The organism is Gemmobacter nectariphilus DSM 15620, assembly GCF_000429765.1.
Taxonomy (GTDB): domain Bacteria; phylum Pseudomonadota; class Alphaproteobacteria; order Rhodobacterales; family Rhodobacteraceae; genus Wagnerdoeblera; species Wagnerdoeblera nectariphila.
Genome location: NZ_KE386949.1, coordinates 415,041 through 438,079, shown reverse-complemented (window position 1 = coordinate 438,079; position 23,039 = coordinate 415,041). Strand labels below are relative to the sequence as shown.

22 protein-coding genes are annotated in these 23,039 nt (G+C 66.3%); 9 read left to right on the top strand and 13 right to left on the bottom strand.

What is annotated here, in order from left to right; genetic code table 11:
* Positions 1-48 precede the first annotated feature (48 nt).
* From G481_RS0120800 to G481_RS0120785, 4 genes are all read right to left on the bottom strand, one after another.
* Positions 49-1,050 carry an ABC transporter substrate-binding protein gene (locus tag G481_RS0120800; RefSeq protein ID WP_028031715.1) on the bottom strand — a complete coding sequence of 334 codons (1,002 nt, stop codon included), beginning with the start codon at positions 1,048-1,050 and terminating at the stop codon, positions 49-51.
* A gap of 197 nt (positions 1,051-1,247) precedes the next feature.
* Positions 1,248-2,069 (bottom strand): lyso-ornithine lipid O-acyltransferase, encoded by an 822-nt coding sequence (gene olsA, locus G481_RS0120795; protein WP_028031714.1) that lies wholly within the window; start codon positions 2,067-2,069, stop codon positions 1,248-1,250.
* A complete protein-coding gene (olsB, locus tag G481_RS0120790; protein ID WP_028031713.1) occupies positions 2,066-2,851 on the bottom strand; it encodes an L-ornithine N(alpha)-acyltransferase in 786 nt (261 codons plus the stop codon). Before olsB ends, olsA begins: the two co-directional genes overlap by 4 nt.
* A gap of 142 nt (positions 2,852-2,993) precedes the next feature.
* Positions 2,994-3,173 (bottom strand): DUF3553 domain-containing protein, encoded by a 180-nt coding sequence (locus G481_RS0120785; protein ID WP_028031712.1) that lies wholly within the window; start codon positions 3,171-3,173, stop codon positions 2,994-2,996.
* 30 nt (positions 3,174-3,203) lie between these two features.
* Between G481_RS0120785 and G481_RS24785 the strand changes: the two genes are divergently transcribed.
* The gene (locus tag G481_RS24785; protein ID WP_035026882.1) at positions 3,204-3,824 is read left to right on the top strand and encodes a histidine phosphotransferase family protein; all 621 of its coding nucleotides are present in this window, start codon (positions 3,204-3,206) and stop codon (positions 3,822-3,824) included.
* A 9-nt stretch (positions 3,825-3,833) separates the two neighbouring features.
* Here the strand turns inward: G481_RS24785 and G481_RS0120775 are convergent, their stop codons facing one another.
* The gene (locus tag G481_RS0120775; RefSeq protein WP_211235243.1) at positions 3,834-4,619 is read right to left on the bottom strand and encodes an enoyl-CoA hydratase/isomerase family protein; all 786 of its coding nucleotides are present in this window, start codon (positions 4,617-4,619) and stop codon (positions 3,834-3,836) included.
* 88 nt (positions 4,620-4,707) lie between these two features.
* On the opposite strand from G481_RS0120775, the gene G481_RS0120770 reads away from it, so the two are divergent.
* The 4 genes from G481_RS0120770 to G481_RS0120755 all read left to right on the top strand — a co-directional run bounded on the left by G481_RS0120770 (position 4,708) and on the right by G481_RS0120755 (position 8,388).
* The gene (locus tag G481_RS0120770; RefSeq protein ID WP_028031710.1) at positions 4,708-5,346 is read left to right on the top strand and encodes a TetR/AcrR family transcriptional regulator; all 639 of its coding nucleotides are present in this window, start codon (positions 4,708-4,710) and stop codon (positions 5,344-5,346) included.
* Positions 5,347-5,395: 49 nt separating this feature from the next.
* On the top strand, positions 5,396-6,157 hold the full coding sequence (locus G481_RS0120765) for an SDR family NAD(P)-dependent oxidoreductase (protein ID WP_028031709.1): 762 nt from the start codon (positions 5,396-5,398) through the stop codon (positions 6,155-6,157).
* Positions 6,154-7,344 carry an acyl-CoA dehydrogenase family protein gene (locus tag G481_RS0120760; protein ID WP_035026880.1) on the top strand — a complete coding sequence of 397 codons (1,191 nt, stop codon included), beginning with the start codon at positions 6,154-6,156 and terminating at the stop codon, positions 7,342-7,344. Before G481_RS0120765 ends, G481_RS0120760 begins: the two co-directional genes overlap by 4 nt.
* A gap of 63 nt (positions 7,345-7,407) precedes the next feature.
* Complete coding sequence (locus G481_RS0120755; RefSeq protein ID WP_028031707.1) at positions 7,408-8,388, top strand: NAD(P)H-dependent flavin oxidoreductase; 981 nt, start codon at positions 7,408-7,410, stop codon at positions 8,386-8,388.
* 45 nt (positions 8,389-8,433) lie between these two features.
* Here G481_RS0120755 and ugpC read toward each other — a convergent pair whose 3' ends face one another.
* The 4 genes from ugpC to ugpB form a co-directional block, all read right to left on the bottom strand.
* Entirely contained in the window at positions 8,434-9,519 is a 1,086-nt protein-coding gene (gene ugpC, locus G481_RS24780; protein WP_051294681.1) for a sn-glycerol-3-phosphate ABC transporter ATP-binding protein UgpC, read from the bottom strand.
* Between the two features lies 1 nt (position 9,520).
* Entirely contained in the window at positions 9,521-10,369 is an 849-nt protein-coding gene (gene ugpE, locus G481_RS0120745; RefSeq protein WP_028031706.1) for a sn-glycerol-3-phosphate ABC transporter permease UgpE, read from the bottom strand.
* A complete protein-coding gene (gene ugpA, locus G481_RS0120740) occupies positions 10,369-11,253 on the bottom strand; it encodes a sn-glycerol-3-phosphate ABC transporter permease UgpA (RefSeq protein ID WP_028031705.1) in 885 nt (294 codons plus the stop codon). Before ugpA ends, ugpE begins: the two co-directional genes overlap by 1 nt.
* 66 nt (positions 11,254-11,319) lie before the next feature.
* Positions 11,320-12,639: a sn-glycerol-3-phosphate ABC transporter substrate-binding protein UgpB gene (gene ugpB, locus G481_RS0120735; protein WP_028031704.1), complete on the bottom strand. Its 1,320-nt coding sequence runs from the start codon at positions 12,637-12,639 to the stop codon at positions 11,320-11,322.
* Between the two features lie 178 nt (positions 12,640-12,817).
* On the opposite strand from ugpB, the gene G481_RS0120730 reads away from it, so the two are divergent.
* A complete protein-coding gene (locus G481_RS0120730) occupies positions 12,818-14,332 on the top strand; it encodes a YifB family Mg chelatase-like AAA ATPase (RefSeq protein ID WP_028031703.1) in 1,515 nt (504 codons plus the stop codon).
* Here the strand turns inward: G481_RS0120730 and G481_RS0120725 are convergent.
* The 4 genes from G481_RS0120725 to rsmI all read right to left on the bottom strand — a co-directional run bounded on the left by G481_RS0120725 (position 14,302) and on the right by rsmI (position 17,454).
* Positions 14,302-15,204 carry an alpha/beta hydrolase gene (locus tag G481_RS0120725; RefSeq protein WP_028031702.1) on the bottom strand — a complete coding sequence of 301 codons (903 nt, stop codon included), beginning with the start codon at positions 15,202-15,204 and terminating at the stop codon, positions 14,302-14,304. The genes G481_RS0120730 and G481_RS0120725 overlap by 31 nt on opposite strands.
* The gene (gshB, locus tag G481_RS0120720; RefSeq protein WP_035026877.1) at positions 15,201-16,145 is read right to left on the bottom strand and encodes a glutathione synthase; all 945 of its coding nucleotides are present in this window, start codon (positions 16,143-16,145) and stop codon (positions 15,201-15,203) included. The genes G481_RS0120725 and gshB overlap by 4 nt, the downstream gene beginning before the upstream one ends.
* A gap of 62 nt (positions 16,146-16,207) precedes the next feature.
* Complete coding sequence (locus G481_RS0120715; RefSeq protein ID WP_028031700.1) at positions 16,208-16,561, bottom strand: YraN family protein; 354 nt, start codon at positions 16,559-16,561, stop codon at positions 16,208-16,210.
* A gap of 5 nt (positions 16,562-16,566) precedes the next feature.
* A complete protein-coding gene (gene rsmI / locus G481_RS0120710; protein WP_028031699.1) occupies positions 16,567-17,454 on the bottom strand; it encodes a 16S rRNA (cytidine(1402)-2'-O)-methyltransferase in 888 nt (295 codons plus the stop codon).
* An 87-nt stretch (positions 17,455-17,541) separates the two neighbouring features.
* Between rsmI and G481_RS0120705 the strand changes: the two genes are divergently transcribed.
* Genes G481_RS0120705 through murJ form a run of 3 tightly spaced genes read left to right on the top strand, consistent with a single transcriptional unit; the run spans position 17,542 to position 23,037 of the window.
* Positions 17,542-18,717 (top strand): penicillin-binding protein activator, encoded by a 1,176-nt coding sequence (locus G481_RS0120705; RefSeq protein WP_028031698.1) that lies wholly within the window; start codon positions 17,542-17,544, stop codon positions 18,715-18,717.
* Positions 18,683-21,499 carry a [protein-PII] uridylyltransferase gene (locus G481_RS0120700; protein WP_425402488.1) on the top strand — a complete coding sequence of 939 codons (2,817 nt, stop codon included), beginning with the start codon at positions 18,683-18,685 and terminating at the stop codon, positions 21,497-21,499. The genes G481_RS0120705 and G481_RS0120700 overlap by 35 nt, the downstream gene beginning before the upstream one ends.
* Positions 21,496-23,037 carry a murein biosynthesis integral membrane protein MurJ gene (murJ, locus tag G481_RS0120695; protein ID WP_028031696.1) on the top strand — a complete coding sequence of 514 codons (1,542 nt, stop codon included), beginning with the start codon at positions 21,496-21,498 and terminating at the stop codon, positions 23,035-23,037. The genes G481_RS0120700 and murJ overlap by 4 nt, the downstream gene beginning before the upstream one ends.
* The last annotated feature ends 2 nt before the right edge of the window (positions 23,038-23,039 follow it).

Genomic DNA, 23,039 nt, shown 5'->3' with positions numbered 1-23,039 from the left:
GACTTCCGGCCTTGGGGGCCGGACGGCACCGCCGCCCGGCCCGGCAGGTCATTTCACCAGATCTTTGCCCAGCCCCTTGCAGACCAGATCGGTCGTATAGGCCTGCGTATAGTCGATGCCGGGCGCAAAGCGGCCGACCGCGACCATCGATTCGTAATAGGTCTTCCAGCGCTCATCGGTCATGCAGCCGATGCCCTTGTCTTCGGCGTCGCCGGAAATGACGATGCCGTATTCCTTCATCTTCGAGATGCCATAGACGATCTGATCGTCCGTCATCTCGGGGTTGTCTTTCTTGATCAGCGCGTTCGCGGCGGCATTGTCGCCGTAAAGATAATTGTACCAGCCGATGATCGTTGCCTCGACAAAGCGTTTGGCCACATCGGGGTTCTTGTCATACCAGGGCTTCATCACCTCGATGGTGGTCGAATAGGGCTCATACCCCGCATCGGCCAGCAGGAAGACCTTGGGCTCCCAGCCCGTCTCGCGCTGGATCGCAAAGGGTTCCGAGGTCAGATAGCCTTGCTGGATCGCGGTCTTGTTGGCGATGAACGGGGCAGGGTTGAAGGTGTAGGGTTCGTATTTTTCATCGACGAAGCCCTCATAGGCCTTCTGCATCCACGGGAAGTAAGAGGTATAGCCATCCTTCGACAGGATGTATTTCGACGCCTTGGCCAGATCGGCAAAGGTGTCGAAGCCCTGATCGGGATGCGCCATCAGGATTTGCGGATCCTTCTGGAAGATCGACGCCAGCGTCAGCGTGGGAATGCCGGCGGGCACCGCATCCAGCGCAAGGGCGGTGCCGCCCATGTAGAAGTCGATCTGCCCGCCCACCAGCAACGAGCGGTTGGCGCCCTGCGGGCCGCCCTGACGGATCGTGACCTCCAGCCCGTATTTTGCATAGGTGCCATCCGCGACGGCCTGATAATAGCCGCCATGTTCGGCCTGAGCGAGCCAGTTGGTGCCGAAGCTGACCTTGTCCAGCGCCATCGCGGCAGCGGGCAGCGTGGCGACTGCGACGATTGCGGCGAACGCGATACTTGCCTTGTTCATGTCTTCAAACGCTCCCTGTTGCCGCCATTTGGTCCGGCGATCTGACTGTTCTCCATCGAAAGGAGGAGACGGACATGGAGCAAGCGCCGCGCTGCAGAATCGCGCGGCTTGTGTGAAATGCCCAAAATTTCGACCGGAAAATTCAGCCGGTGACACGAAAACGGCAGGGCCGAAGCAGACAGGCGCGGCGCGCGGTCTCAGGCCCGAAAGGCGGACCGGACGGCGGCTTCGCAATGGGCCGACAGCGATTTGCGGTCGGGAAAGTCTGCCACGCGCACGGGCGGGTGGAACACCACCTCGACACGGCCTTGCCGGCGCGCGGCCAGCACCTTGAGCAGATGCGGGGCAAAGCCCATCTCGCCCCACCAGCCGTAAAAGCGGGGGTCTTCACCATCGGGGCCGGTATAGACCAGCGAGACGGGTTGCACCGACAGGATCTGGTCCAGCCCGTCGGCAAAGAAGGCGGCGAACAGGGTGGATTTGAAGGGCAGCACCCGCAGCCCGTCGGTCGAGGTGCCTTCGGGGAAGAACAGCAGCTTGTGCCCGGCGCGCAGGCGGGCCTCGAACAGGTTCTTCTGGGCCAGCGCCTCGGATCCCTTGCGCTGGATGAACACGGTGCCGGTGGCGCGGGCCAGCCAGCCGATGGCAGGCCAGCCCGCCACTTCGGATTTCGACACGAAATAGATCCGCTGCGGGGCGTTCAGGGTGAAGATGTCCAGCCAGCTGACATGGTTTGCGACCACGGCGCCGCGGTCCTTCATGGGCGTGCCGCGGGTGGAAAAACGGATCCCAAGGATCACAAAGGCCGTGCGGCAGACGAACTGGGTGATCCAGGGGGTCAGCGGGCGTTGCAGGCCGAACAAGGGCCGTTCCACCAGCCGCAGCAGCAAAAGCAGCACAAGGCAGCCATAGGTCACGCCGCCCAGCAGCATCCCCCGCACGACGACCCGCAGCCAGCCCATCGGGCCGATCTGCGGCGGATCGGGTTCGTCTGCCGCACCCTGCCAGAAGGTCGTCACCCCGGCGCTCCTTGCTTGCGCACATAGAAGTCGCGATGCTTGGCGGACATGCGCCCGGTGTCCATCAGCAGACAGACATCGGTGGTGTTGAAGTCATGGTCGATCCAGGCGCCATCACCGACAAAGCCGCCCAGCCGCAGATAGGCCTTTATCAGGGCCGGCGTCGCCGCCATCGCCGCGCGGCGGTCGACCTGATCGGCGGGCAGCAGGTTCATGTCCTGCCGGTGTTCGGGGCGCGCGCTGACGCGGATATCCGCAGGGGCCAGGTGATTGTGGTAAAGATAGGCCAGCGGCTGGCGCAGCGGTGCCGTATCGGTGCCGTGAAAGCTGGCAACGCCGAACAGGATCTCGATCTCGCGCTCCAGCACATAATCGGCCAGTGCATTCCACAGATGGAACATCGCCGTGCCGCCGCGATAGTCGCGGTGAACGCAGGACCGGCCCAGTTCCAGCAGCTTGCGGCCCGTCGCCTTCAGCGGGGTCAGATCGTATTCGCCTTCGGAATAGAACCGCCCCAGCCTGGCGGCCCGGTCACTGGTCAGCAGCCGATAGACGCCGACCACATCCTCCAGCGCTGCCGCATCGCGCCGGGTGTCGATCAGCAGCAGATGGTCGAACCATGGGTCGAACTCGTCCGCCTCCAGCCGGGCGGCATGATCGACCAGCGGGCCGCTGCCCCCCAGTTCCTCGACAAAGACCTTGTAGCGCAGGCGCTGCGCTGCGCGCAGATCGCGGTCGTCGCGCGCAAGGCGGATGGTGAAGTCAGGCTCGGTCGGGGTCATCGCGGCAGGCGGGTCCGGGCGGGGCCGGGTGGTTCCGGCGGTGTGAGCGGCTTTTACCAACGCCGGGCCACTTTGCAACTGAATCCCGAACCTGAACACGTCAAGGTTGCGCAAGAGATTTGCGGTGCTATCTTGCGATGACTTAACGGTGCACGAGTTCCAGCATGACATGGGTCGACATCAGAACCACCTTGCCAGCGTTCTCGAAGTTCACGGTGACACGACCGGCGATGTTCGACTGCACCTGTCCCAGCCCCCAGTCTGGCTGGTGCGGGTGGCGGACCAGCATTCCGGGTTCCAGCATGTCGTTCAGGCTTCGCATGTTCGAGGCTCCTGTGCCGAAAGGGGCGTGATGACCGACCAGACAGACCTTGCAGCCCTGCTTGGCTCGCGCCTGTGCCATGACCTTATCAGCCCTCTGGGGGCAATCGGCAACGGGGTCGAATTGCTGATGCTGGACGGCGCCGCCGACCGGCCAGAAGTCGCGCTGATCGCGCAAAGCGTGGCCAGTGCGAATGCGCGCATCCGCTTTCTGCGGGTGGCCTTTGGCGTTGCAAGCACCGATCAGCGGCTGGGCTCGCCCGAGATCACGGGGCTGCTGACCGACTGGACCGCCGGGGGGCGGCTGTCGGTGGATTGGCGCGCGGCGGGCGATCATGCACGGGCCGATGTGCAGCGCGCCTTTCTGGCGCTGATGTGCCTGGAACCGGCCTTGCCATTGGGTGGCTCTATCGTCGTGACCCTTGGGGGCGAGGGGTGGGCCTTTGCTGCCACCGGGCGCCGCCTGCGGCTGGAGGGGCTGCCGTTCGATCTGCTGACCGATCCGGCCGCCCGACACGATCTGACACCGCCGCAGGTCCAGTTCGGACTGCTGCGCGAGGCTTTGCTGCGCGGGCCGGGGCTGGCCCGGCTGGAGCCGTCGGACGGGGCGCTGACGCTTGGATATGGCGCCCGCGCCCCTGTTGCCGCCTGACAGCCGGGCCTAGCGCCCTGTGAACACCGCCGGGCGCTTGGCGACAAAGGCGGCGACGCCTTCGGCGAAATCGGCCGTCGCGGTCGTGGTGGCAAAGCCCAGGCGTTCCGCCTCCAGCTGGCTGGCAAGGTCGGTGTCGCTGTCCAGCAGGCGCTTGAACTGGCCATAGGCCAGGGTCGGGCCGCTGGCGATGCGCGCTGCCAGCTCGTTGACGGCGGCGTCAAAGCTGGCCTCGGGCTCCACCCGGTCCACAAGGCGGCAGGCCAGCGCCTCGGGCGCGGTCAGGGTGCGGCTGGTCAGCATCATCTCGAAGGCCAGCCCGCGCCCGACGCGGCGGGGCAGGAACCAGCTGAGCCCGCAATCCGGCGGGGCACCGATCTTGTCATAAGCGATCACGAAGCGGGCGCGTTCTTCGGCGATCACCATGTCTCCGGCAATCGCCAGCGCAAGGCCCGCCCCGGCCGCCGCACCGCGCACGGCGGTGATGACCGGCGCCGGATGCTGGCGCAGGGCGACGATGGCGGGGTTCAGCGCATCGAGCAGCTCGTTGATGACCGCCGGGGCGCCCTCGATCCCGTTGGCAAGAAAGCTGGCCACATCGCCGCCGGCGGCAAAGGCGCGGCCCGCGCCGGTCAGCACGATCACACGCAGGCCGGGCGTCGTGGTCAGCTGGCGCACGGCGGCCAGAAAGGCCCGCGCGGTCGGGGCATCGAGGGCGTTCAGCACCTCGGGTCGGTTCAGGGTCAGCCGGCCGATGCCGCTGGATGGGTCGAATTCGGTCAGGACAAGGGACATGCGGCGCTCCGTCAACGAAAGGTCTTGTGAGTAGGTAATATACTTGCCAGTATAGACGGGACGCAACAGTAATGCCGGCCACGCCACAATGCCGCGAACGACCCGCCGGGCGGCCTCGCCCTGGTCCAGCCCTGACGAGCGCGAAAAGGAACGCGAGGCCAAGCGCGAGGCGGTCCTGCGCACGGCAGCGCGTTTCTTCAACGAACGCGGGTATCATGCCACGTCGCTGGATGATGTGGCAGCGGCGCTGAACGTGACCAAGCCGACGATCTACCATTACTTCGCGAACAAGGACGAGATCCTGTACGAATGCACCCGGCGCGGCCTGAACGAGATTGCCGAGGCTGCCCGAAGGCCGGCCGAACAGGGCGGCACGGCGGCCGACCGGCTGCGCGCCATGCTGATCGCCTATGCGATGACCATGATGGATGATTTCGGGATCTGCGTTGCGCGCACCCAGGATCATCTGCTGTCGCCGGAAAGCCGCAAGGGCTTTCGCGCGCTCAAGCGTGACATTGACGGGCTGGTGCGGCAGATGATCGCCGAAGGTGTGGCCGATGGATCCTTGTCGGTGCCAGATGTGCGCGTGGCCGCCTTTACGGCCGGATCGGCGCTGAACGGGCTGGGCACCTGGTTCCGGCCCGATGGCCCGGTGGGGGCTGCGGAAACCGCGCGGATGACCGTGTCCGTGCTGATCGACGGGATGCGCGGCAGGGCCGATCCGTGATCGCGCCCGCCATTTGATTTCAACGACTTCCAAGGAGGAGAGACGACAGATGCAGATCGCAGGACAGGCAGCCATCGTGACGGGCGGGGCCTCGGGCCTTGGTGGCGCGACGGCCGAGATGCTGGCCAAGGCCGGGGCAAAGGTCACGATCTTTGACATGAACGAGACGCTGGGCACGCAGCATGCGGCGGCCATCGGCGGCAAGTTCATCAAGGTGAACGTCACCGACGAAACGGCGGTCGAGGAAGCCATCGCCGAGGCCGAAGGGCTGCACGGCAAGGCGCGCATCCTGGTCAACTGCGCCGGCATCGGGCCGCCCGGCAAGGTGATCGGCCGCGACGGCAAGGCGATTCCGCTCAAGGAATTCACCAACATCGTCAACGTGAACCTGTTCGGCACCTTCAACGTGCTGTCCAAGTTCGCGGCCGCCCTGCACACCGCCGACCCGGTGGGCGAGGAACGCGGCGTCATCATCAACACCGCTTCGGTCGCGGCGTTCGACGGGCAGATCGGCCAGCCGGCCTATGCGGCCTCCAAGGGGGGCGTTGTGGGCATGACCCTGCCGATCGCGCGCGAATTCGCCCGCTATGGCATCCGCGTGATGACCATTGCGCCGGGCCTGTTCCTGACCCCGCTGCTGGCCAGCCTGCCGCAGGACGCGCAGGACAGCCTGGGCCGTCAGGTGCCGTTCCCCTCGCGTCTGGGCGATCCGGCGGAATATGCGAACCTTGTGCAGGCGATCGTCGCCAACCCGATGCTGAACGGCGAAGTCATCCGCCTGGACGGCGCCATCCGCATGGCCCCGAAATGAGCGTGCTTCTGGAACGGGCGGGCATTTCCGCCCGCGCCCTCGATCTTGCGGACAAGGTCGAGGCGTTCGTGCGCACGGTGGTCGTGCCCTATGAAAAGGACCCGCGCCGCACCAGCCATGGCCCGACGGACGAGATGGTGCAGGAGCTGCGCGGCCTGGCCCGCGCGGCCGGTGTGCTGACGCCGCATATCCTGCCCGATGGCAGCCACCTGACCCAGCGCGAAACCGCCGCGGTGCTGATCCGCAGCGGCCTGTCGCCGCTGGGCCCGCTGGCGTGCAACACGGCCGCCCCGGACGAGGGGAACATGTATCTGCTGGGTCATGTCGGCAGCCCCGAGCTGAAGAAGCGGTTCCTTGCCCCGATGGTTTCGGGCGAGAAGCGGTCGGCCTTTTTCATGACCGAGCCGGCCGAAGATGGCGGGGCCGGGTCCGATCCGTCGATGATGCTGACCACCTGCCGGCCTGATGGCAACCACTGGGTGATCAACGGTCGCAAGACCTATATCACCGGGGCGGATGGCGCGGGTGTCGGCATTGTCATGGCCAAGTCCGACGAAGGGGCGTGCATGTTCCTGGTGGATCTGCCCAATCCGGCGATCCGCATCGAACGTGTCATGGACACCATCGACAGCTCGATGCCTGGCGGCCATGCGGTGATTTCCATCACGGACCTGCGCGTTCCGGCCGATCAGATGCTGGGCCAGAGCGGCGAGGGCTTCCGCTATGCGCAGATCCGTCTGTCGCCGGCGCGGCTGTCGCATTGCATGCGCTGGCTGGGCGCCTGTGTGCGCGCCAACGAGATCGCGGGCGATTATGCCAACCGCCGCATGGCGTTCGGCAAGCCGCTGGTGGATCACGAGGGCGTCGGCTTCATGCTGGCCGACAACCTCATCGACCTGAAACAGGCCGAGCTGATGACCTATTGGTGCGCCGATGTGCTGGACACCGGCGTTCTGGGCACGGTCGAAAGCTCGATGGCCAAGGTCGCGGTGTCCGAGGCGCTGATGCGGGTGGCGGATCGCTGCGTGCAGATGATGGGCGGGCAGGGCGTGACGGCCGATACCATCGTGGAACAGGTGTTCCGCGAAATCCGCGCCTTCCGCATCTATGACGGCCCGACCGAGGTGCACAAATGGTCGCTGGCCAAGAAGGTCAAGCGCGACTGGAAAAAGGCGCAGCAGGGCTGAGGCCCGGCGCGACAGGGCGGGGCCGCAGGGCCCCGCCTGCACATTGAGGAAGGTTTGCAGGACATGGCAATCAAGACACGCATCACCGAGATGCTGGGGATCGAACATCCGATCGTGCAGGGCGGCATGATGTGGGTGGGCACGGCCGAGATGGCTTCAGCCGTTTCCAATGCGGGCGGGCTGGGCATCCTGACCGCGCTGACGCAACCGACCCCCGACGATCTGCGCCGCGAGATCGACCGCTGCCGCAGCATGACCGACAAGCCCTTTGGCGTGAACCTGACCATCCTGCCGTCGGTCAGCCCGCCGCCCTATGCCGAATACCGCAAGGCGATCATCGACAGCGGCATCCGCATCGTCGAAACCGCCGGGGCCAAGCCGCAAGAACATGTCGACGACTTCAAGTCCCATGGCATCACCGTCTTGCACAAATGCACCGCCGTGCGTCATGCGGTCTCGGCCGCGAAGATGGGCGCCGACATCATTTCCATCGACGGGTTCGAATGCGCCGGCCACCCGGGCGAGGATGACGTGCCCGGTCTGGTGCTGATCCCGGCGGCGGCCGATCAGATCAAGGTGCCGATGCTTGCCTCGGGCGGGATTGGCGACGGGCGTGGCCTTGCGGCGGCGCTGGCGCTGGGGGCCGAAGGGGTGAACATGGGCACCCGCTTTTGCGCCACGGTCGAGGCGCCGATCCATCCGGCGGTCAAGGAATTCCTGGTCAAGAACACCGAGCGGGATACGAAACTGATCTTCCGCGGCTTCAAGAACACCGGCCGCGTCGCGCGCAATTCGGTGTCTGAACAGGTGGCCGAGATCGGCGCGCGCCCGGGTGCGGTGTTTGCCGATGTGCAGCCGCTGGTGTCGGGGGCCAGGGGGCGTCAGGCGCTGACGACCGGCGATCTGGATGCCGGGCTGATCTGGGCTGGCCAGATCCAGGGCCTGATCCACGACATTCCGACCTGCGCAGACCTGATCGGCCGCATGGTCCGCGACGCCGAGGCGATCATCCGCGGCCGTCTGGCCGGGTTTGTCGCGGCATGACATGCAGGGGGGCGGGGGCTGCGCCTCTGTCCCCCCGCCGCCACATCAGGACATGGCAGCTGTCTGCGGCTGTCCCTGTCGGCTGGCCGCGCCAATGCGCAGGCCATGACCGTCAAAGCCATGCAGGTGTCCGGCGGGCAGCGCCACGCGCAGCGGCGTGCCGGGCGCGACAGACAGCGCCCCGGGCCGGCGCAGCACCAGCGGGGCCGACAGACCGGCCGCGCCCAGATGCACCAGCGTTTCCGACCCGACCAGCTCTACCGCCTCGACTGTCAGGTCCAGCACGATGCCCGCCCCGACGGTATCGGTCGTCAGGTGTTCGGGCCGGATCCCGATGACCGAGGTGTTGCCCGGCAGCCCGCCCAGATCGACGCCCGCCCCGCGCAGGTCATCGACCGGCAGCAGGTTCATGCCCGGCGCGCCGATGAAGCTGGCCATGAACAGGCTGCGCGGCGCATCGAACAGATCCATCGGGCTGCCGACCTGTTCGATGCGGCCTGCGTTCATCACCACCAGCTTGTCGGCCATCGTCATCGCTTCCAGCTGATCATGCGTCACATAGATCGACGTGGTGGCAAAGCGGCGCTGCAGGCGGCGGATTTCCACCCGCATCTGCCCGCGCAACCGGGCATCAAGGTTCGAGAGCGGCTCGTCGAACAGAAAGGCCTGCGGTTTGCGCACGATGGCGCGGCCCATGGCAACGCGCTGGCGCTGACCGCCCGACAGGGCCTGGGGTTTACGGTCCAGGAAGGGCTCGATCTCCAGCACGCGGGCGGCCTCGGTCACGCGGGCGTCGATTTCGGCCCGCGGGGTGCGGCGGTTCTTCAGCCCGTATTCCAGGTTTCCACGCACCGTCATGTGCGGGTAAAGCGCGTAGTTCTGGAACACCATGGCAATGTCACGCTCGGCCGGTTCCAGCTGGTTGACCACCCGCTCGCCGATGCGGATGTCGCCGGACGTGACGCTTTCCAGCCCCGCGATCATCCGCAGCAGGGTGGATTTGCCGCAGCCCGACGGGCCGACCAGAACGGCCATCTCGCCATCCTCGATGGTCAGGTCAATGCCGTGCAGCGTGTCGGTTTTCGCGCCCGGATAGGTCTTGCGCAGGGCGCCGATCTGGATGCGGGCCATGTTATTTCTCCGTCTCGATCAGACCCTTCACAAAGAGCCTTTGCATGAAGATCACCACCAGAACGGGGGGCAGCATGGCCAGCACCACGGCGGCCATGACGAAATTCCACTGGGGGTCTGCCTCGGCCACCGCGACCATGCGCTTGATGCCCATGACGATGGTGTAGAATTTCGGATCGGTGGTCACGAGGGTGGGCCACAGGTATTGTACCCAGCCATAGATGAACAGGATCACCGACAGCGCGGCAATGTTGGTGCGCGACAGGGGCAGCAGGATGTCGCGGAAGAACTTCATCGGTCCCGCGCCGTCGATGCGCGCGGCCTCGACCAGCTCTTCGGGCACGGTCATGAAGAACTGCCGGAACAGGAAGGTTGCCGTGGCCGAGGCGATCAGCGGCAGGGTCAGGCCGACCCAGCTGTTGAGCAGCCCGAAATCTGCCACCACCTTGAACGTCGGCAGGATCCGCACCTCGACCGGCAGCATCAGGGTGATGAAGATCAGCCAGAAGCACACCACCCGCAGCGGAAAGCGGAACCACACTATCGCATAGGCAGAGGTCAGCGAGATGGCGATCTTGCCGACCGTGATCAGCACGGCCATGACGGCCGAATTGACCAGCATCCGCCATAGCGGCTCGGATCCCGCGCCGCGCATGCCCGACCCAAGGACGGTGCTGTAATTCTCCCACGCCGCGCCGCCAGGCAGCAGGGGCATGTGTCCGGTGGCAAAGGTGCCCGCCGGATGGGTCGAGGCAACCAGCGCGACCCAGACCGGAAAGGCGACGATGGCAACCCCTAGGATCAGGATGGCATGGGTCAGGAAATCCAGCCAGCGACGGTTCTCGATCATCAGTATTGCACCTTGCGTTCGACATAGCGGAACTGCACGAAGGTCAGCGCCACCACGATCAGCATCAGCACCACCGACTGTGCCGAGGACGAGCCCAGGTTCAGCCCCAGGAACCCGTCGGCATAGACCTTGTAGACCAGAATGTTTGTCGCCCCCGCCGGCCCACCCGATGTGGTCGCGTCGATGATCGCGAAGGTGTCGAACATCGCGTAGTTGATGTTGACGATCAGCAGGAAGAACGTGGTCGGGGAAATCAGCGGCAGCACGATGTCGCGCATCCGCCGGAACGGGCCGGCACCGTCGATGGCTGCGGCCTCGATCAGGGATTTGGGCACCGATTGCAGCGCGGCCAGGAAGAACAGGAAATCATAGGACACCTGCTTCCATGCGGCGGCGATCACGATCAGGATCATCGCCTGATCGCCGTTGATGCGGTGGTTCCAGTCGATCCCCAGCGCGGACAGCGCCAGTGGCAGGATGCCGATGGTCGGGTTGAACAGAAACCACCACAGCACGCCAGCCACGACCGGCGCCACGGCATAGGGCCAGACCAGCAGCGTCGTATAGATGCGCGATCCGCGCAGCACCCGGTTGGCCGCCAGTGCCAGCGTCAGCGCGGCCAGCATGGACAGCGCCGTGACAGAGACGGCGAACACCGCCGTGCGCCCTGCGGCCTCCAGCCATTCGCCGCTTTCGAACAGGCGGGCATAGTTCGACAGGCCGACGAAGGTGGTGTTCAGCCCAAAGGGATCCTCGCGCCGGAAGGATGTCCAGATCGCCTGCGCCGAGGGCCACAGGAAGAAGACCGCTGTAACGATCATCTGCGGCCCGATCAGCAGCCAGGGCAGGCCCTTGTTCGGAAAGATCGTGCGTTTTGTCTGCATGGCAGGTTCCGGCAATGCAACCGGGGCACGCGCGGCTGGCGCGTGCCCCGGAAGAGCGTGATCAGATCACTTGTTGGCGGCTTCGAAGTCGCGCAGGATGGTGTTGCCACGGGCAACCGCGCTGTCCAGCGCCTCCTTGGCCGTCTTCTTGCTGGCCAGCAGGGCTTCGAATTCGCTGTCGATCACGTCGCGCACCTGGGTCAGGTTGCCAAAGCGCAGACCCTTGGAATGGGCGCTGGGGGTGCCGCGGGTGATCTGCTTGATCGCGACGTCGGCGCCGGGGGTCTTGGCATAATAGCCCGTGCTGACGCCCAGGTCATAAGCCGCGTGGGTGATCGGCAGATAGCCGGTGAACTGATGCCAGTCCGCCTGCACCTCGGCCTTCGACAGATAGTCGAAGAAGGCAGCCACGCCCTTGTATTCAGCCGCCGGGCGGCCGTTCAGCACCCACAGCGTCGCGCCGCCGATGATCGAGTTCTTCGGTTCCGCGATCACATCGTCATAATAGGGCAGCGGGGCAAAGCCGACCTTGAAGTCCTTGGCGTTGTTGATCACGCCCGCGCGGCTGGCCGAGGAGTTCATGTAGATCGCGCATTCCTGCGTGTAGAACTTCGGCGGGGCATCGTTGCCGCCCACCGGGCCGCCATACTGGAACAGGCCCGCATCGGCCCATTTCTTCAGGTTCCCCCAGTGCTTGACCTGCACGTCACCGTTGAAGGTGAATGCCGTGTCCGGCCCGGCAAAGCCGTTTTCCTTGGTGCCATAGGGCGCGTCATGCAGGGCCGACAGGTTTTCCAGCTGAACCCAGCTGATCCAGCCCGAGGTGAACCCGCATCTCGCAGCGCCCGAGTCGACGATCTTCTTCGAGAAGCTTTCGACCTCGGCCCAGGTTTTCGGGGCGACTTCGGGGTCAAGCCCGGCTTTGGCGAACACGTCCTTGTTGTAATACATGATCGGTGTGGACGAGTTGAACGGCAGCGACAGGATGTTGCCTTCGGGGTCCGAATAATAGCCGACGACCGGCGCCAGATAATCGGCCTTGTCAAAGGTTTTGCCCTGATCGGCCATCAGCTTGTAGACCGGATAGACCGCGCCCTTGGCGGCCATCATGGTGCCGGTGCCAACCTCGAACACCTGCACGATGGCCGGCTGTTCCTTGGCGCGGAACGCGGCGATGGCGGCGGTCAGCGTCTCGGGGTAGCTCCCCTTGTAGACCGGGACGATCTTGAAATCCTTCTGGGTTTCATTGAAGCCGGCAGCGATCTGCTCCAGCTTTGTGCCCAGCTCGCCGCCCATGGCGTGCCACCATTGCACCTCGGTTTGCGCAAGGGCCGGGGCGGTCATTGCGGCGCTGGCCAGAAGGGCGCCGATCAGCTGTTGTTTCATGTCGTGCTCCATAGCGAATGGCGGATCGCCCGGCCGGAACGGTCAGGCGTCTGGGGCCAGTGCTAGGGGGGCTGTGTGGCGGTTCTGCTAAGTCTGTATGAAGTTATTGCAACAGAAGGGGTTAACCTTTCGTCAACCATTCCGGCTTACCCGTTAACCATTGGGTATGGGGCGCAAGATGGTGGCCAAGACCTTTACGGTGGCCTTCGAAGGGGTCGAGGCGCGTCTGGTCGAGGTGCAATGCGCCGCCGTGCCGGGGATGCCGGGATTTGCGGTCGTCGGCCTGCCCGACAAGGCGGTGTCCGAGGCGCGCGAACGGGTCAAGGCGGCGCTGAATGCGCTGTCCATCGCGCTGCCGTCCAAACGGGTGACGATCAACCTGTCTCCGGCAGACCTGCCGAAGGAGGGCTCGCATTTCGACCTTGCCATTGCGCTTGCGCTGCTGGCCGAGCTGGACATCGTGCCGAAAGAGGCTGCCGAGGGGGCAGTTGCGCTAGGCGAGCTGGCGCTGGATGGCCGGCTTGTGCCGGTGCTGGGGGCGCTGCCCGCCGCGCTGGCGGCGGCCGAGGCCGAGAAGACCCTGATCTGCCCGCGCGCCTGCGGGGCCGAGGCGGCCTGGGTTGGCGCGGCCCATGTGCTGGGCGCCGGCACGCTGGCCGAGGTGCTGCGCCATTTCACGGGCCAGATCGCCTTGCCCGCCGCCACGGCCGGCGAGGTTGCGCGCCCGCCCTCGCATCGCGATCTGCGCGACGTCAAGGGGCAGGAGCGGGCCAAGCGCGCGCTGGAAATTGCGGCGGCGGGGCGGCATCACCTGATGATGGTCGGCTCGCCCGGTTCGGGCAAGTCGATGCTGGCGGCGCGGCTGCCGGGTATCTTGCCGCCGCTCTCGCCGGTCGAGGCGCTGGAAACCTCGATGATTCATTCGCTGGCCGGGCTGCTCTCGGATGGCGGGATCAGCCGCGCACGTCCCTACCGCGAGCCGCATCACACCGCCTCGATGGCGGCAATCATCGGGGGCGGTCGGGGGGCGAAACCGGGCGAGGTGTCGCTGGCCCATAACGGGGTGCTCTTCCTGGACGAGCTGCCGGAATTCCCCCGCCCGGTGCTGGAAACCCTGCGCCAGCCAATCGAAACCGGCGATGTCATGGTGTCGCGCGCGAATGCCCATGTGCGCTATCCCTGCCGTTTCCTGCTGGTGGCGGCGGCCAATCCCTGCCGCTGCGGCCATCTGGCCGATGCCGCCCGCGCCTGTTCCCGCGCCCCGGGTTGCGGCGAGGATTATCTTGGCCGCATCTCGGGCCCGCTGATCGACCGTTTCGATCTGCGGCTCGAGGTGCCGCCAGTCGCCTTTGCCGATCTGGACCTGCCGCCCTCGGGCGACAGCTCGGCCGTTGTGGCGGCCCGTGTCGAGGCCGCGCGCGCGGTGCAGGCGGCCCGTTTTGCCGATCATCCGGCGGTTCGGGTGAATGCCGATGCCGAAGGCGCGCTGCTGGAACAGATCGCCACCCCGGATGCCGAAGGCAAGGCCCTGCTGGTGCGGGTGGCCGAGCGGTTCCACCTGTCGGCGCGCGGCTATCACCGTGTCCTGCGGGTGGCGCGCACCATTGCTGATCTGGACGGATCAGCCGACGTTCGGCTGCCGCATGTGGCCGAGGCGGTCGGCTACCGGCTGGCAATCGGGGTGCCGGCGTGACGGGCGGCAAAGCCTGCGGCGATCTTCAGCGCGGCCCGCGCCTCGGGGATCCAGCCGTCGAACATCTGCCAGACATGCGGGGCGCGGGGCCATTCCTCCAGCGTGACCTCGCCGCCAGCGGCGCGCAGCCGCTCGGCCATGCGCCGCGAGTCGTCCAGCAGGATCTCGTCGCTGCCAACCTGGATCAGCACCGGGGGCGGGGCATGGAATTGCGCGTGCAGCGGTGAGATGCGCGGATCGTCCGGGGCCAGAGCGCCCAGGACATAGGCGCGCGCCTCCTCGATCCGGCTGACAGGCAGCAGCGGGTCGCGCGCGGCATTCGTGCGCAGGCTGGCGCCCGACAGCGTCATGTCGGTCCATGGGGAAAACGCGATGCAACAGGCCGGTTGCAGATCGCGCGCGCACAGATCGGCCAGCAGCGCCAGCGCCAGACCGCCCCCGGCACTGTCGCCCCCCAGCACGATCTGCGATGGCTGCCAGCCCTGATCCATCAAGGCGGCATGGGCGGCCCTTGCCTCCTCGAACGCGGCGGGGGCAGGGTGCTCGGGCGCCTTGGCATAGTCCACGGCCACCACCGCCAGCCGGGAAAGCCGGGACAGTCGGCCCAGCATGGCGGCATGGGTTTCGGGGCCGCCAACCATGTAGGCCCCGCCATGGAACCACAAGATCACCGCCGCCTCTGATACTGGCCCGGCGGTGATCCGGTGCAAGGGCGCACCGGCGGTCTGATGCAGCAGGAAGGGCGGCGCCGCGAAAAGCCGCGCCCCCCGCCGAAATTGGCGGCGCGCTTCAGCCGGAGTTGCCACACGCGCCATGCGGGGCCGGGCAAGCCGCCGCAGGACCAGGCGCAGCAGCTCCAGCCGGCGGCTCACGCTTGCGCGGCCCGCTTCGCCTCGATCGCCTGCCAGATCAGCGCGGCGGTGTTGGTGCCGTCGAACCGTTCCAATTCCTGGATGCCCGTGGGCGAGGTCACGTTGATCTCGGTCAGCCAGTCGCCGATCACGTCGATGCCAACGAAGACCTGCCCCTTGTCGCGCAGGACCGGCCCGATACGGGCGCAGATCTCGCGGTCACGATCGGTCAGGCCCACCGGCTCGGGCCGGCCACCGACATGCATGTTGGACCGCGTCTCGCCCGCCTGAGGCACCCGGTTGATCGCGCCCACCGGCTCGCCATCGACCAGAATCACCCGCTTGTCCCCCTTGGACACCGCCGGCAGGAATTTCTGCACGATCATCGGCTCGCGGCTCATGCTGGTGAACAGCTCATAGAGCGACGAGAGGTTGCGGTCGTTCTCGTCCAGACGGAACACGCCCGCGCCGCCATTGCCATAAAGCGGCTTGAGGATGATATCGCCATGCTTTTGCTTGAAGGCCCGGATCGTCGCCAGATCGCGCGCGATCGTGGTGGGCGGTGTCAGGTCGGCAAAGCGCAGCACCAGCAGCTTTTCGGGGCTGTTGCGGACCCAGAACGGATCGTTCACCACCAGCGTCCGCGGATGGATCATCTCGAGGATATGGGTCGTGGTGATGTAGCCCATGTCAAAAGGCGGGTCCTGCCGCAGCCAGACCACATCGAACTCGCCCAGATCGACCTCGGTCTCGGGGCCAAAGGTCACATGATCGCCCTTGACCTTGCGCAACTCGATCGGCCAGCCACGCGCGATGACGCGCCCTTCGGAAAACGCCAGCCGGTCGGGCGTGTAATAGAACAGGGAATGCCCCCGCGCCTGAGCCTCCAGGCCGATGCGGAACGTGCTGTCCGCATCAATGTTGACCGACCCGATCGGGTCCATCTGCAAGGCTACCTTCATCGTTCCCTCCGCAATGCGCCTGCACCTAGATGGTCCAGCCTGCGGGGCGATGCAAGGAAGCCTCATGCAGCATAAGCATTCTCGCGTATTTCGACGCGGCCAAGCGAATCGACCAAGGCCACGTCAAACCGCACGTCGGTCAGCCCGCCGCGCGGCTCACCGTCCAGAAATTCCGTCGCCGCAGCCCAGATGCGCCGCACCTGCCGGGGGCCAAGCCGTTCCGCCGCGCGGGCATGGGTCGAGGCCTTCTTGACCTCGATGAAGACCACCGTTTCGCCATCCCGCGCGATCAGGTCGATTTCACCCCAGCGGCCGCGCCAGCGCCGGGCGGCAATGGCGCGGCCCGCGCGTTCGTAATGCTGTTCCACCGCACCTTCGGCAGCGACACCCGAAAGATACCCGACAAGTCCGCCCATTCCGTCTACTCCCGCTCGGCCACCCGCAAGGCCATCTGATAGACATCGCGCCGTGCCAGGCCAAAGCGCGTCGCAACCTCTGCCGCGACCTCCTTGATCCGGGCACCAGGCGCTGCAAGCGCGCCTGCCAGCGCCAGTTCCACATCCGCCTCGGTCGCCACGATTTCGGCGCCTCGGTCGATCACCAGGACGATTTCCCCCTTGGGTTCTTGCCCTGCAAAGCGATCAGCAAGGTCTGCCAGCGTCCCCCGGGTTACATCCTCGAATCGTTTGGTCAGTTCCCGGCACACCGCAGCCATGCGTGATCCCCCCATAATCTCGCGCAATTCCCCTAATGTTCGGCTAACGCGTTTCGGGCTTTCGTAGATCACCAGCGTTGCGGGGATTGCGGCCAGCTCGGTCATCCAGCTGCGCCGCGCCCCTGCGCTTGCAGGCGGGAAGCCGGCGAACAGGAAGCGGTCGGTGGGCAGGCCGGCAACGCTGAGGGCGGCCAGCACGGCCGAGGGGCCGGGGGCGGCAAGAACACGGTGCCCTGCGGCGATGGTCTCGCGCGCCAGTTTCATGCCGGGGTCGGCAACCAGCGGGGTTCCGGCCTCGGAGGCATAGGCAACCGATTTCCCTTCGGCCAGCGCCGCCAGAATCCGAGGCCGCGCAACATCGCCGTTGTGGTCGTGATAGGCGATCAGCGGACGGCCGGCGACCGGGATGCCGTGGATTTCCATCAGATGGCGCAGCGTGCGGGTATCTTCGGCGGCCAGAACGTCGGCACCGGCCAGAATATCCAGCGCGCGCAGCGTGATATCCCGGGCCGCGCCAATGGGCGTTGCCACCAGATGCAGGCCGGGTTCGGGCTTTCGCGCTCCGGCGCGGCTGGGCGGAATGTCGTCAGTCATGCTGTCCTTCCGGTCGTGGCAAGTTTACTTCGCAGCCGGAAGCGCCTAGGCTCCGGGTACCGACCGCATTACCCCGGGGGAGTATAGATGATCGCCGTTTTGCACCGTGCCCGCAAGTCGCTGGGCCGAGTAGGGTTTGCCCTGACCGCCCTTGCGCTTGCCGCCTGCGAACCTGTCGGGATGTCGGCGACGGGTCCGGCGATCGACACGGGTGCGCCGGTGCCGGTTGCCCTGATGGTGCCCGGCGGGTCCGGGCAGCAGACCGATCAGCTGCTTGCCCAGTCGCTGGAAAATGCCGCGCGGCTGGCGATTTCCGATCTGGGCGGCGTGCGCATCGACTTGCGGGTCTACCATACGTCGGGTCAGGCGTCCGAAGCCGGGGCGATCGCTCAGCGTGCCGTTGCCGACGGGGCCAAGATCATCCTCGGGCCGGTCTTTGCGCAAGAGGCGAACGCGGCTGGCGTCGCGGTTGCCGCGCAGGGCGTGAACGTGCTCAGCTTCTCGAACAACACGGACATTGCCGGGGCGAATGTCTTCGTCCTTGGCCCGACCTTTGAAAACACGGCCAATCGTCTTGTGCGCTATTCGGCGCGTCAGGGCCAGCGCCGGGTGATGATCGTCCACGAGCAGACCCCGGCCGGCGAGATCGGCCGCGCCGCCATCACCCGTGCCATCTCGGGCTCGGGGGCGACGCTGGTGTCCACCATGGGCTATGCCTTCGGTCAGAACGAGGTGATCCAGGCCGCGCCGCAGATCGTGGCCAATGCCCGTGCGACGGGTGCGGATGCGCTGTTCTTTACCGCCGACACTGCCGGATCGCTGCCCTTGATGACGCAGATGCTGCGCGATCAGGGGCTTTCGCCGGAACAGGCGCGCTATCTCGGCCTGACCCGCTGGGACATCCCGCAGGCCACGCTGGCGCTGCCGGGGGTGCAGGGCGGCTGGTTCGCGCTGCCGGACCCGGCGCTGTATCAGGCCTTCCAGGCGCGCTATCAGGCGGCTTACGGCGCGGCACCGCATCCGATCGCGGGCCTTGCCTATGACGGGATCGCGGCTGTCGGGGCGCTGGTGCGGTCGGGGCGCAGCGATGCGCTGTCGGGCGCTTCGCTGACGCAATCCTCTGGCTTTGCCGGGGTCAGCGGGGTATTCCGCCTCAAATCCGACGGCACCAACGAACGGGCGCTGGCGGTGGCCGAGGTCCGCAACAGACAGGTGGTCGTGATTGATCCTGCCCCAAGAAGCTTCGGCGGCGCCGGGTTCTGAACCCCGCCTGCCGCTGATCCTGTCCGATGACAACCGCAATCCCTGCGCTGCCGAAGATCTGATCGATTCGGCAGCGCTGCGTGCCGCGATCCTGTCCGATCTGGCCGGCACTGCGGGGGCCGATGCCCCGGCGCGCCGTGCGGTCGTGGTGCGCCATCTGGCGCAGGCCCAGGCCCAGGGCAATGCCCGGCTGGCCGAGGCCTTTGCCGCCGCCCCGCGCGCGGCGCGGGGGCTGGTCGGCGCGCAATCGCTGCTGACCGATCTGCTGGTCAGCGCCGCCTTCGAGATGGCAACCACCCAGCTGCACCCGGTGCCGGTGCCCACCATGGCCGAGCGCCTGTCGGTCCTGGCCGTGGGCGGCTATGGCCGGGCCGAAATGGCCCCGCATTCCGATGTGGATCTGCTGTTCCTGACCCCCTGGAAGATCACGCCATGGGCGGAAAGCGTGATCGAATCCATGCTGTACATGCTGTGGGATCTGCGGCTCAAGGTCGGCCATGCCAGCCGCACCATCAAGGACTGCCTGCGCCTTGCGCATGAGGACATGACGATCCGCACCGCCTTGCTGGAGCGGCGCTATATCACCGGCGACAAGGGGCTTTCGCAAGAGCTTCACCTGCTGCTGCAAAAAGAGCTGTTCGCCTCGACCGCCCCGCAATTCATCGAGGCGAAACTGTCCGAGCGCGCCGAGCGCCACCGCAAGCAAGGCGGCCAGCGCTATGTGCTGGAGCCCAACGTCAAGGAAGGCAAGGGCGGGCTGCGCGATCTGCAGACGCTCTACTGGATCGGCAAATACCTGCACGGATCGGAAAGCGCCGCAGGGCTGGTGCAGCATGGTCTGTTCACGCCCGAGGAATATTACCGCTTTCGTGCGGCCGAAACCTTCCTGTGGTCGGTGCGCTGCCATCTGCATTACATCGCCGGCCGGGCGATGGACCAGCTGACCTTCGACATGCAGGTCGAGGTGGCCGAGCGGATGGGCTATGAAGACACCGGCGGGCGCCGGGCTGTCGAGCATTTCATGCAGGACTATTTCCGCCACGCCACCCGCGTCGGCGAGCTGACCCGCATCTTCCTGACCGCTCTTGAAGCGCGCCACGTCAAGAAGGCCCCGCTGCTCGAAGGGCTGCTGAAACGGCGCCGCAAGGTGCGGCCGGGCTACAAGGTGCTGCATGGCCGGCTGACGGTGGCGGAACCTGCCGAATTCATCGCCGACAAGCTGAACCTGCTGCGGCTTTTCGACGAAGGGTTGCGCACCGGCCTGCTGATCCACCCGGACGCCATGCGGCTGGTCACCGCGAACCTGCATCTGATCGACGAAGATATGCGCCAGGACCCCGAGGCGCAGCACATCTTCCTGGACCTGATGCTCAAGCATGGCAACCCGGAACGGGCGCTGCGCCGCATGAACGAGCTGGGGGCGCTGTCGGCGTTCTTGCCGGAATTCGAGCCGATCGTCGCGATGATGCAGTTCAACGTCTACCACCATTACACGGTGGACGAGCACATCATCCAGTGCATCAGCATCCTTGACCGGATCGAGCGCGGCGAGCTGGTCGAGGAACACCCGCTGTCTTCGGGCATCCTCAAGGCCGGGGTGAACCGCAAGGTGCTGTATGTCGCGCTGCTGCTGCATGACATCGGCAAGGGCCGCCCCGAGGATCACGCCATTCTTGGCGCCCAGATTGCCCGGCGTGTCGCGCCCCGGCTGGGGCTAAGCGCCGACGACTGCGAAACGGTCGAATGGCTGGTCCGCTATCATCTGCTGATGTCGGACACGGCGCAAAAGCGCGACATTTCCGACCCGCGCACGGTGCGCAGCTTTGCCCGCATGGTGGGCACGCGCAAGCGGCTGGATTTGCTGACTGTGCTGACGGTGTGCGACATCCGCGGGGTGGGGCCCAACACCTGGAACAACTGGAAGGCCACGTTGCTGCGCCAGCTGCACGGCGCCACGGCCGATGCGCTGGAAAACGGGCTCGAGGCGGTCAGCCGGTCCATGCGCGAGAACGAGGCCAAGCGCGCGCTGCGCGATGCGCTGGCCGATTGGCCGCGCGCCGATCTCAAGGCGGAAACCGACCGGCATTATGGCCCCTATTGGCAAGGCCTGCCGACCGAAACGCATGTCGCCTTTGCCCGGCTGCTGCGCGGGATCGGGGCGGGCGAGGTGCGCATCGACCTGCACCCCGAGGAAGGCCACGACGCCACCCGCGCCGCCTTTGTGCTGGAGGATCATCCCGGCATCTTCAGCCGTCTGGCCGGCGCGCTGGCGCTGGTCGGGGCGAATGTCGTCGATGCGCGGACCTATACGTCCAAGGATGGCTATGCCACGGCCGTGTTCTGGGTCCAGGACGCCGATGGCCATCCCTATGAGGTCAGCCGCCTGCCGCGCCTGCGCCAGATGATCGAAAAGACCCTGCGCGGCGAGGTCGTGGCGCGCGAGGCGCTGAAGGACCGCGACAAGGTGAAAAAGCGCGAACGCGCCTTTCGCTTTCCCACCACGATCACCTTCGACAACGAAGGGTCCGACATCTACACGATCATCGAGGTCGATACCCGCGACCGGCCGGGCCTGCTGTATGATCTGACCCGGACCCTTGCGGCGAACAACATCTACATTGCCAGCGCGGTGATCGCGACCTTCGGGGCGCAGGTGGTCGACAGCTTCTATGTCAAGGATGCCTTCGGGCTGAAACTGCACCAGAAGGCCCGGCAGGATTCGCTGGAAAAGAAACTGCGTCAGGCCATCGCCGAAGGCGCGGAACGCGCGAAACAGGGATGAAGCCGATCCGTCTGATCCGCTCCGCCATGGTCGTGGGATCATGGACGCTGGTGTCACGCGGCGCAGGCTTTGCGCGCGATGTGATGATGGCCGCCTATCTGGGCGCCGGCCCGGCGGCCGAGGCGTTCTTTGTCGCCTTTTCGCTGCCCAACATGTTCCGCCGCTTCTTTGCCGAAGGGGCGTTCAACATGGCCTTTGTGCCGATGTTCGCCAAGAAGCTTGAAGCGGGCGAGGATGCGGCGGGCTTTGCGCGCGATGCGTTCAGCGGCATGACCTGGCTGCTGACGGTGTTTTCCATCCTTGGCACGCTGGCCATGCCCTGGCTGGTCTGGGCCATGGCCGCCGGCTTTGCCGGGGACGAGCGGTTCACCTTGGCCGTGCTGTATGGCCGGATCGGGTTTTGCTACATCCTGTTCATCAGCCTTGTTGCGCTGCTATCGGGCGTTCTGAACGCCTTTGGCCGCTTCACCGAGGCCTCGTTCGTGCCGGTGCTGATGAACCTGATGTTCATCGCCGCCATGCTGCTGGCCGAACGGGCAGGCTGGGACATGGGGCTGACGCTGGCCTGGACGGTGCCGGTGACGGGGGTGGCCCAGTTCGCCTTTACCTGGATCTCTGCCTCGCGCGCGGGGTTCACGCTGGTGCCGGGCCGTCCGCGCCTGACGCCAGAGCTGAGGCGCCTGCTGGTGATCGCCGCCCCTGCGGTGCTGGCAGGCGGGGTGGTGCAGATCAACCTGCTGGTCGGCCGGCAAGTGGCCAGCTTTACCGAAGGCGCCGTTGCCTGGCTGTCCTATGCCGACCGCCTCTATCAGCTGCCGCTGGGCGTGGTCGGGATTGCGGTGGGCACCGTGCTGTTGCCCGACCTGTCGCGCCGCCTGCGCGCGGGGGATGCCGATGGCGGGCGTGCCTCGCTGAACCGGGCGACGGAATTCGTGATGGCGCTGACGCTGCCGGCGGCGGTCGCGCTGGTGGTGCTGGCCATGCCGCTGATCTCGGTGCTGTTCGGGCGCGGCGAGTTTGGCGCCGACGATGTGGCCAACACCGCGCTGGCGCTGGCGATCTATGGTCTGGGCTTGCCGGCCTTTGTTTTGCAAAAGACGCTGCAACCGCTGTATTACGCGCGCGAGGATACGCGCCGCCCGTTCCGCTATGCCGTCGTGTCGATGGTGGTGAATGTCACCTTTGCCGTGGGGATGATGCCGCTGATCGGCTTTGCTGCTGCCGCGCTGGCCACCACGGTTTCGGGCTGGTTCATGCTGGTGCAGCTGTGGCTGGGCACCCGCGGCATGGGCGACGAGGCGCGGGCCGATGCGCGGCTGCGTGGGCGGGTGTGGCGGATCGCGCTGGCCTCGGTTGCCATGGGCGGGGTGCTGTGGCTGGGGCAGGTGGCGCTGGGGCCGATGCTGGGCATGGCGGGGCTGCGCTATGCGGCGCTGGCGGTGTTGTGCGGCACAGGCATTGTCGCCTATTTCGGCATCGGCTTCGTGATCGGCGCCTTCCGGTTGTCAGATTTCCGCAGCGCCCTGCGCCGGGGCTGAAA

What these genes read in the sequence shown, in the direction of transcription:
- rsmI (WP_028031699.1), bottom strand. Translation starts at nt 17,454, where the DNA reads ATGACTGACGACATTCCGCCCAGCCGCGCCGGAGCGCGAAAGCCCGAA.
- ugpB (WP_028031704.1), bottom strand. Translation starts at nt 12,639, where the DNA reads ATGAAACAACAGCTGATCGGCGCCCTTCTGGCCAGCGCCGCAATGACC.
- G481_RS0120765 (WP_028031709.1), top strand. Translation starts at nt 5,396, where the DNA reads ATGCAGATCGCAGGACAGGCAGCCATCGTGACGGGCGGGGCCTCGGGC.
- olsB (WP_028031713.1), bottom strand. Translation starts at nt 2,851, where the DNA reads ATGACCCCGACCGAGCCTGACTTCACCATCCGCCTTGCGCGCGACGAC.
- G481_RS0120715 (WP_028031700.1), bottom strand. Translation starts at nt 16,561, where the DNA reads ATGGGCGGACTTGTCGGGTATCTTTCGGGTGTCGCTGCCGAAGGTGCG.
- G481_RS0120775 (WP_211235243.1), bottom strand. Translation starts at nt 4,619, where the DNA reads ATGTCCCTTGTCCTGACCGAATTCGACCCATCCAGCGGCATCGGCCGG.
- G481_RS0120730 (WP_028031703.1), top strand. Translation starts at nt 12,818, where the DNA reads ATGGTGGCCAAGACCTTTACGGTGGCCTTCGAAGGGGTCGAGGCGCGT.
- ugpC (WP_051294681.1), bottom strand. Translation starts at nt 9,519, where the DNA reads ATGGCCCGCATCCAGATCGGCGCCCTGCGCAAGACCTATCCGGGCGCG.
- G481_RS24785 (WP_035026882.1), top strand. Translation starts at nt 3,204, where the DNA reads ATGACCGACCAGACAGACCTTGCAGCCCTGCTTGGCTCGCGCCTGTGC.
- G481_RS0120705 (WP_028031698.1), top strand. Translation starts at nt 17,542, where the DNA reads ATGATCGCCGTTTTGCACCGTGCCCGCAAGTCGCTGGGCCGAGTAGGG.
- G481_RS0120785 (WP_028031712.1), bottom strand. Translation starts at nt 3,173, where the DNA reads ATGCGAAGCCTGAACGACATGCTGGAACCCGGAATGCTGGTCCGCCAC.
- gshB (WP_035026877.1), bottom strand. Translation starts at nt 16,145, where the DNA reads ATGAAGGTAGCCTTGCAGATGGACCCGATCGGGTCGGTCAACATTGAT.
- G481_RS0120800 (WP_028031715.1), bottom strand. Translation starts at nt 1,050, where the DNA reads ATGAACAAGGCAAGTATCGCGTTCGCCGCAATCGTCGCAGTCGCCACG.
- ugpE (WP_028031706.1), bottom strand. Translation starts at nt 10,369, where the DNA reads ATGATCGAGAACCGTCGCTGGCTGGATTTCCTGACCCATGCCATCCTG.
- murJ (WP_028031696.1), top strand. Translation starts at nt 21,496, where the DNA reads ATGAAGCCGATCCGTCTGATCCGCTCCGCCATGGTCGTGGGATCATGG.
- G481_RS0120760 (WP_035026880.1), top strand. Translation starts at nt 6,154, where the DNA reads ATGAGCGTGCTTCTGGAACGGGCGGGCATTTCCGCCCGCGCCCTCGAT.
- G481_RS0120755 (WP_028031707.1), top strand. Translation starts at nt 7,408, where the DNA reads ATGGCAATCAAGACACGCATCACCGAGATGCTGGGGATCGAACATCCG.
- G481_RS0120770 (WP_028031710.1), top strand. Translation starts at nt 4,708, where the DNA reads ATGCCGCGAACGACCCGCCGGGCGGCCTCGCCCTGGTCCAGCCCTGAC.
- ugpA (WP_028031705.1), bottom strand. Translation starts at nt 11,253, where the DNA reads ATGCAGACAAAACGCACGATCTTTCCGAACAAGGGCCTGCCCTGGCTG.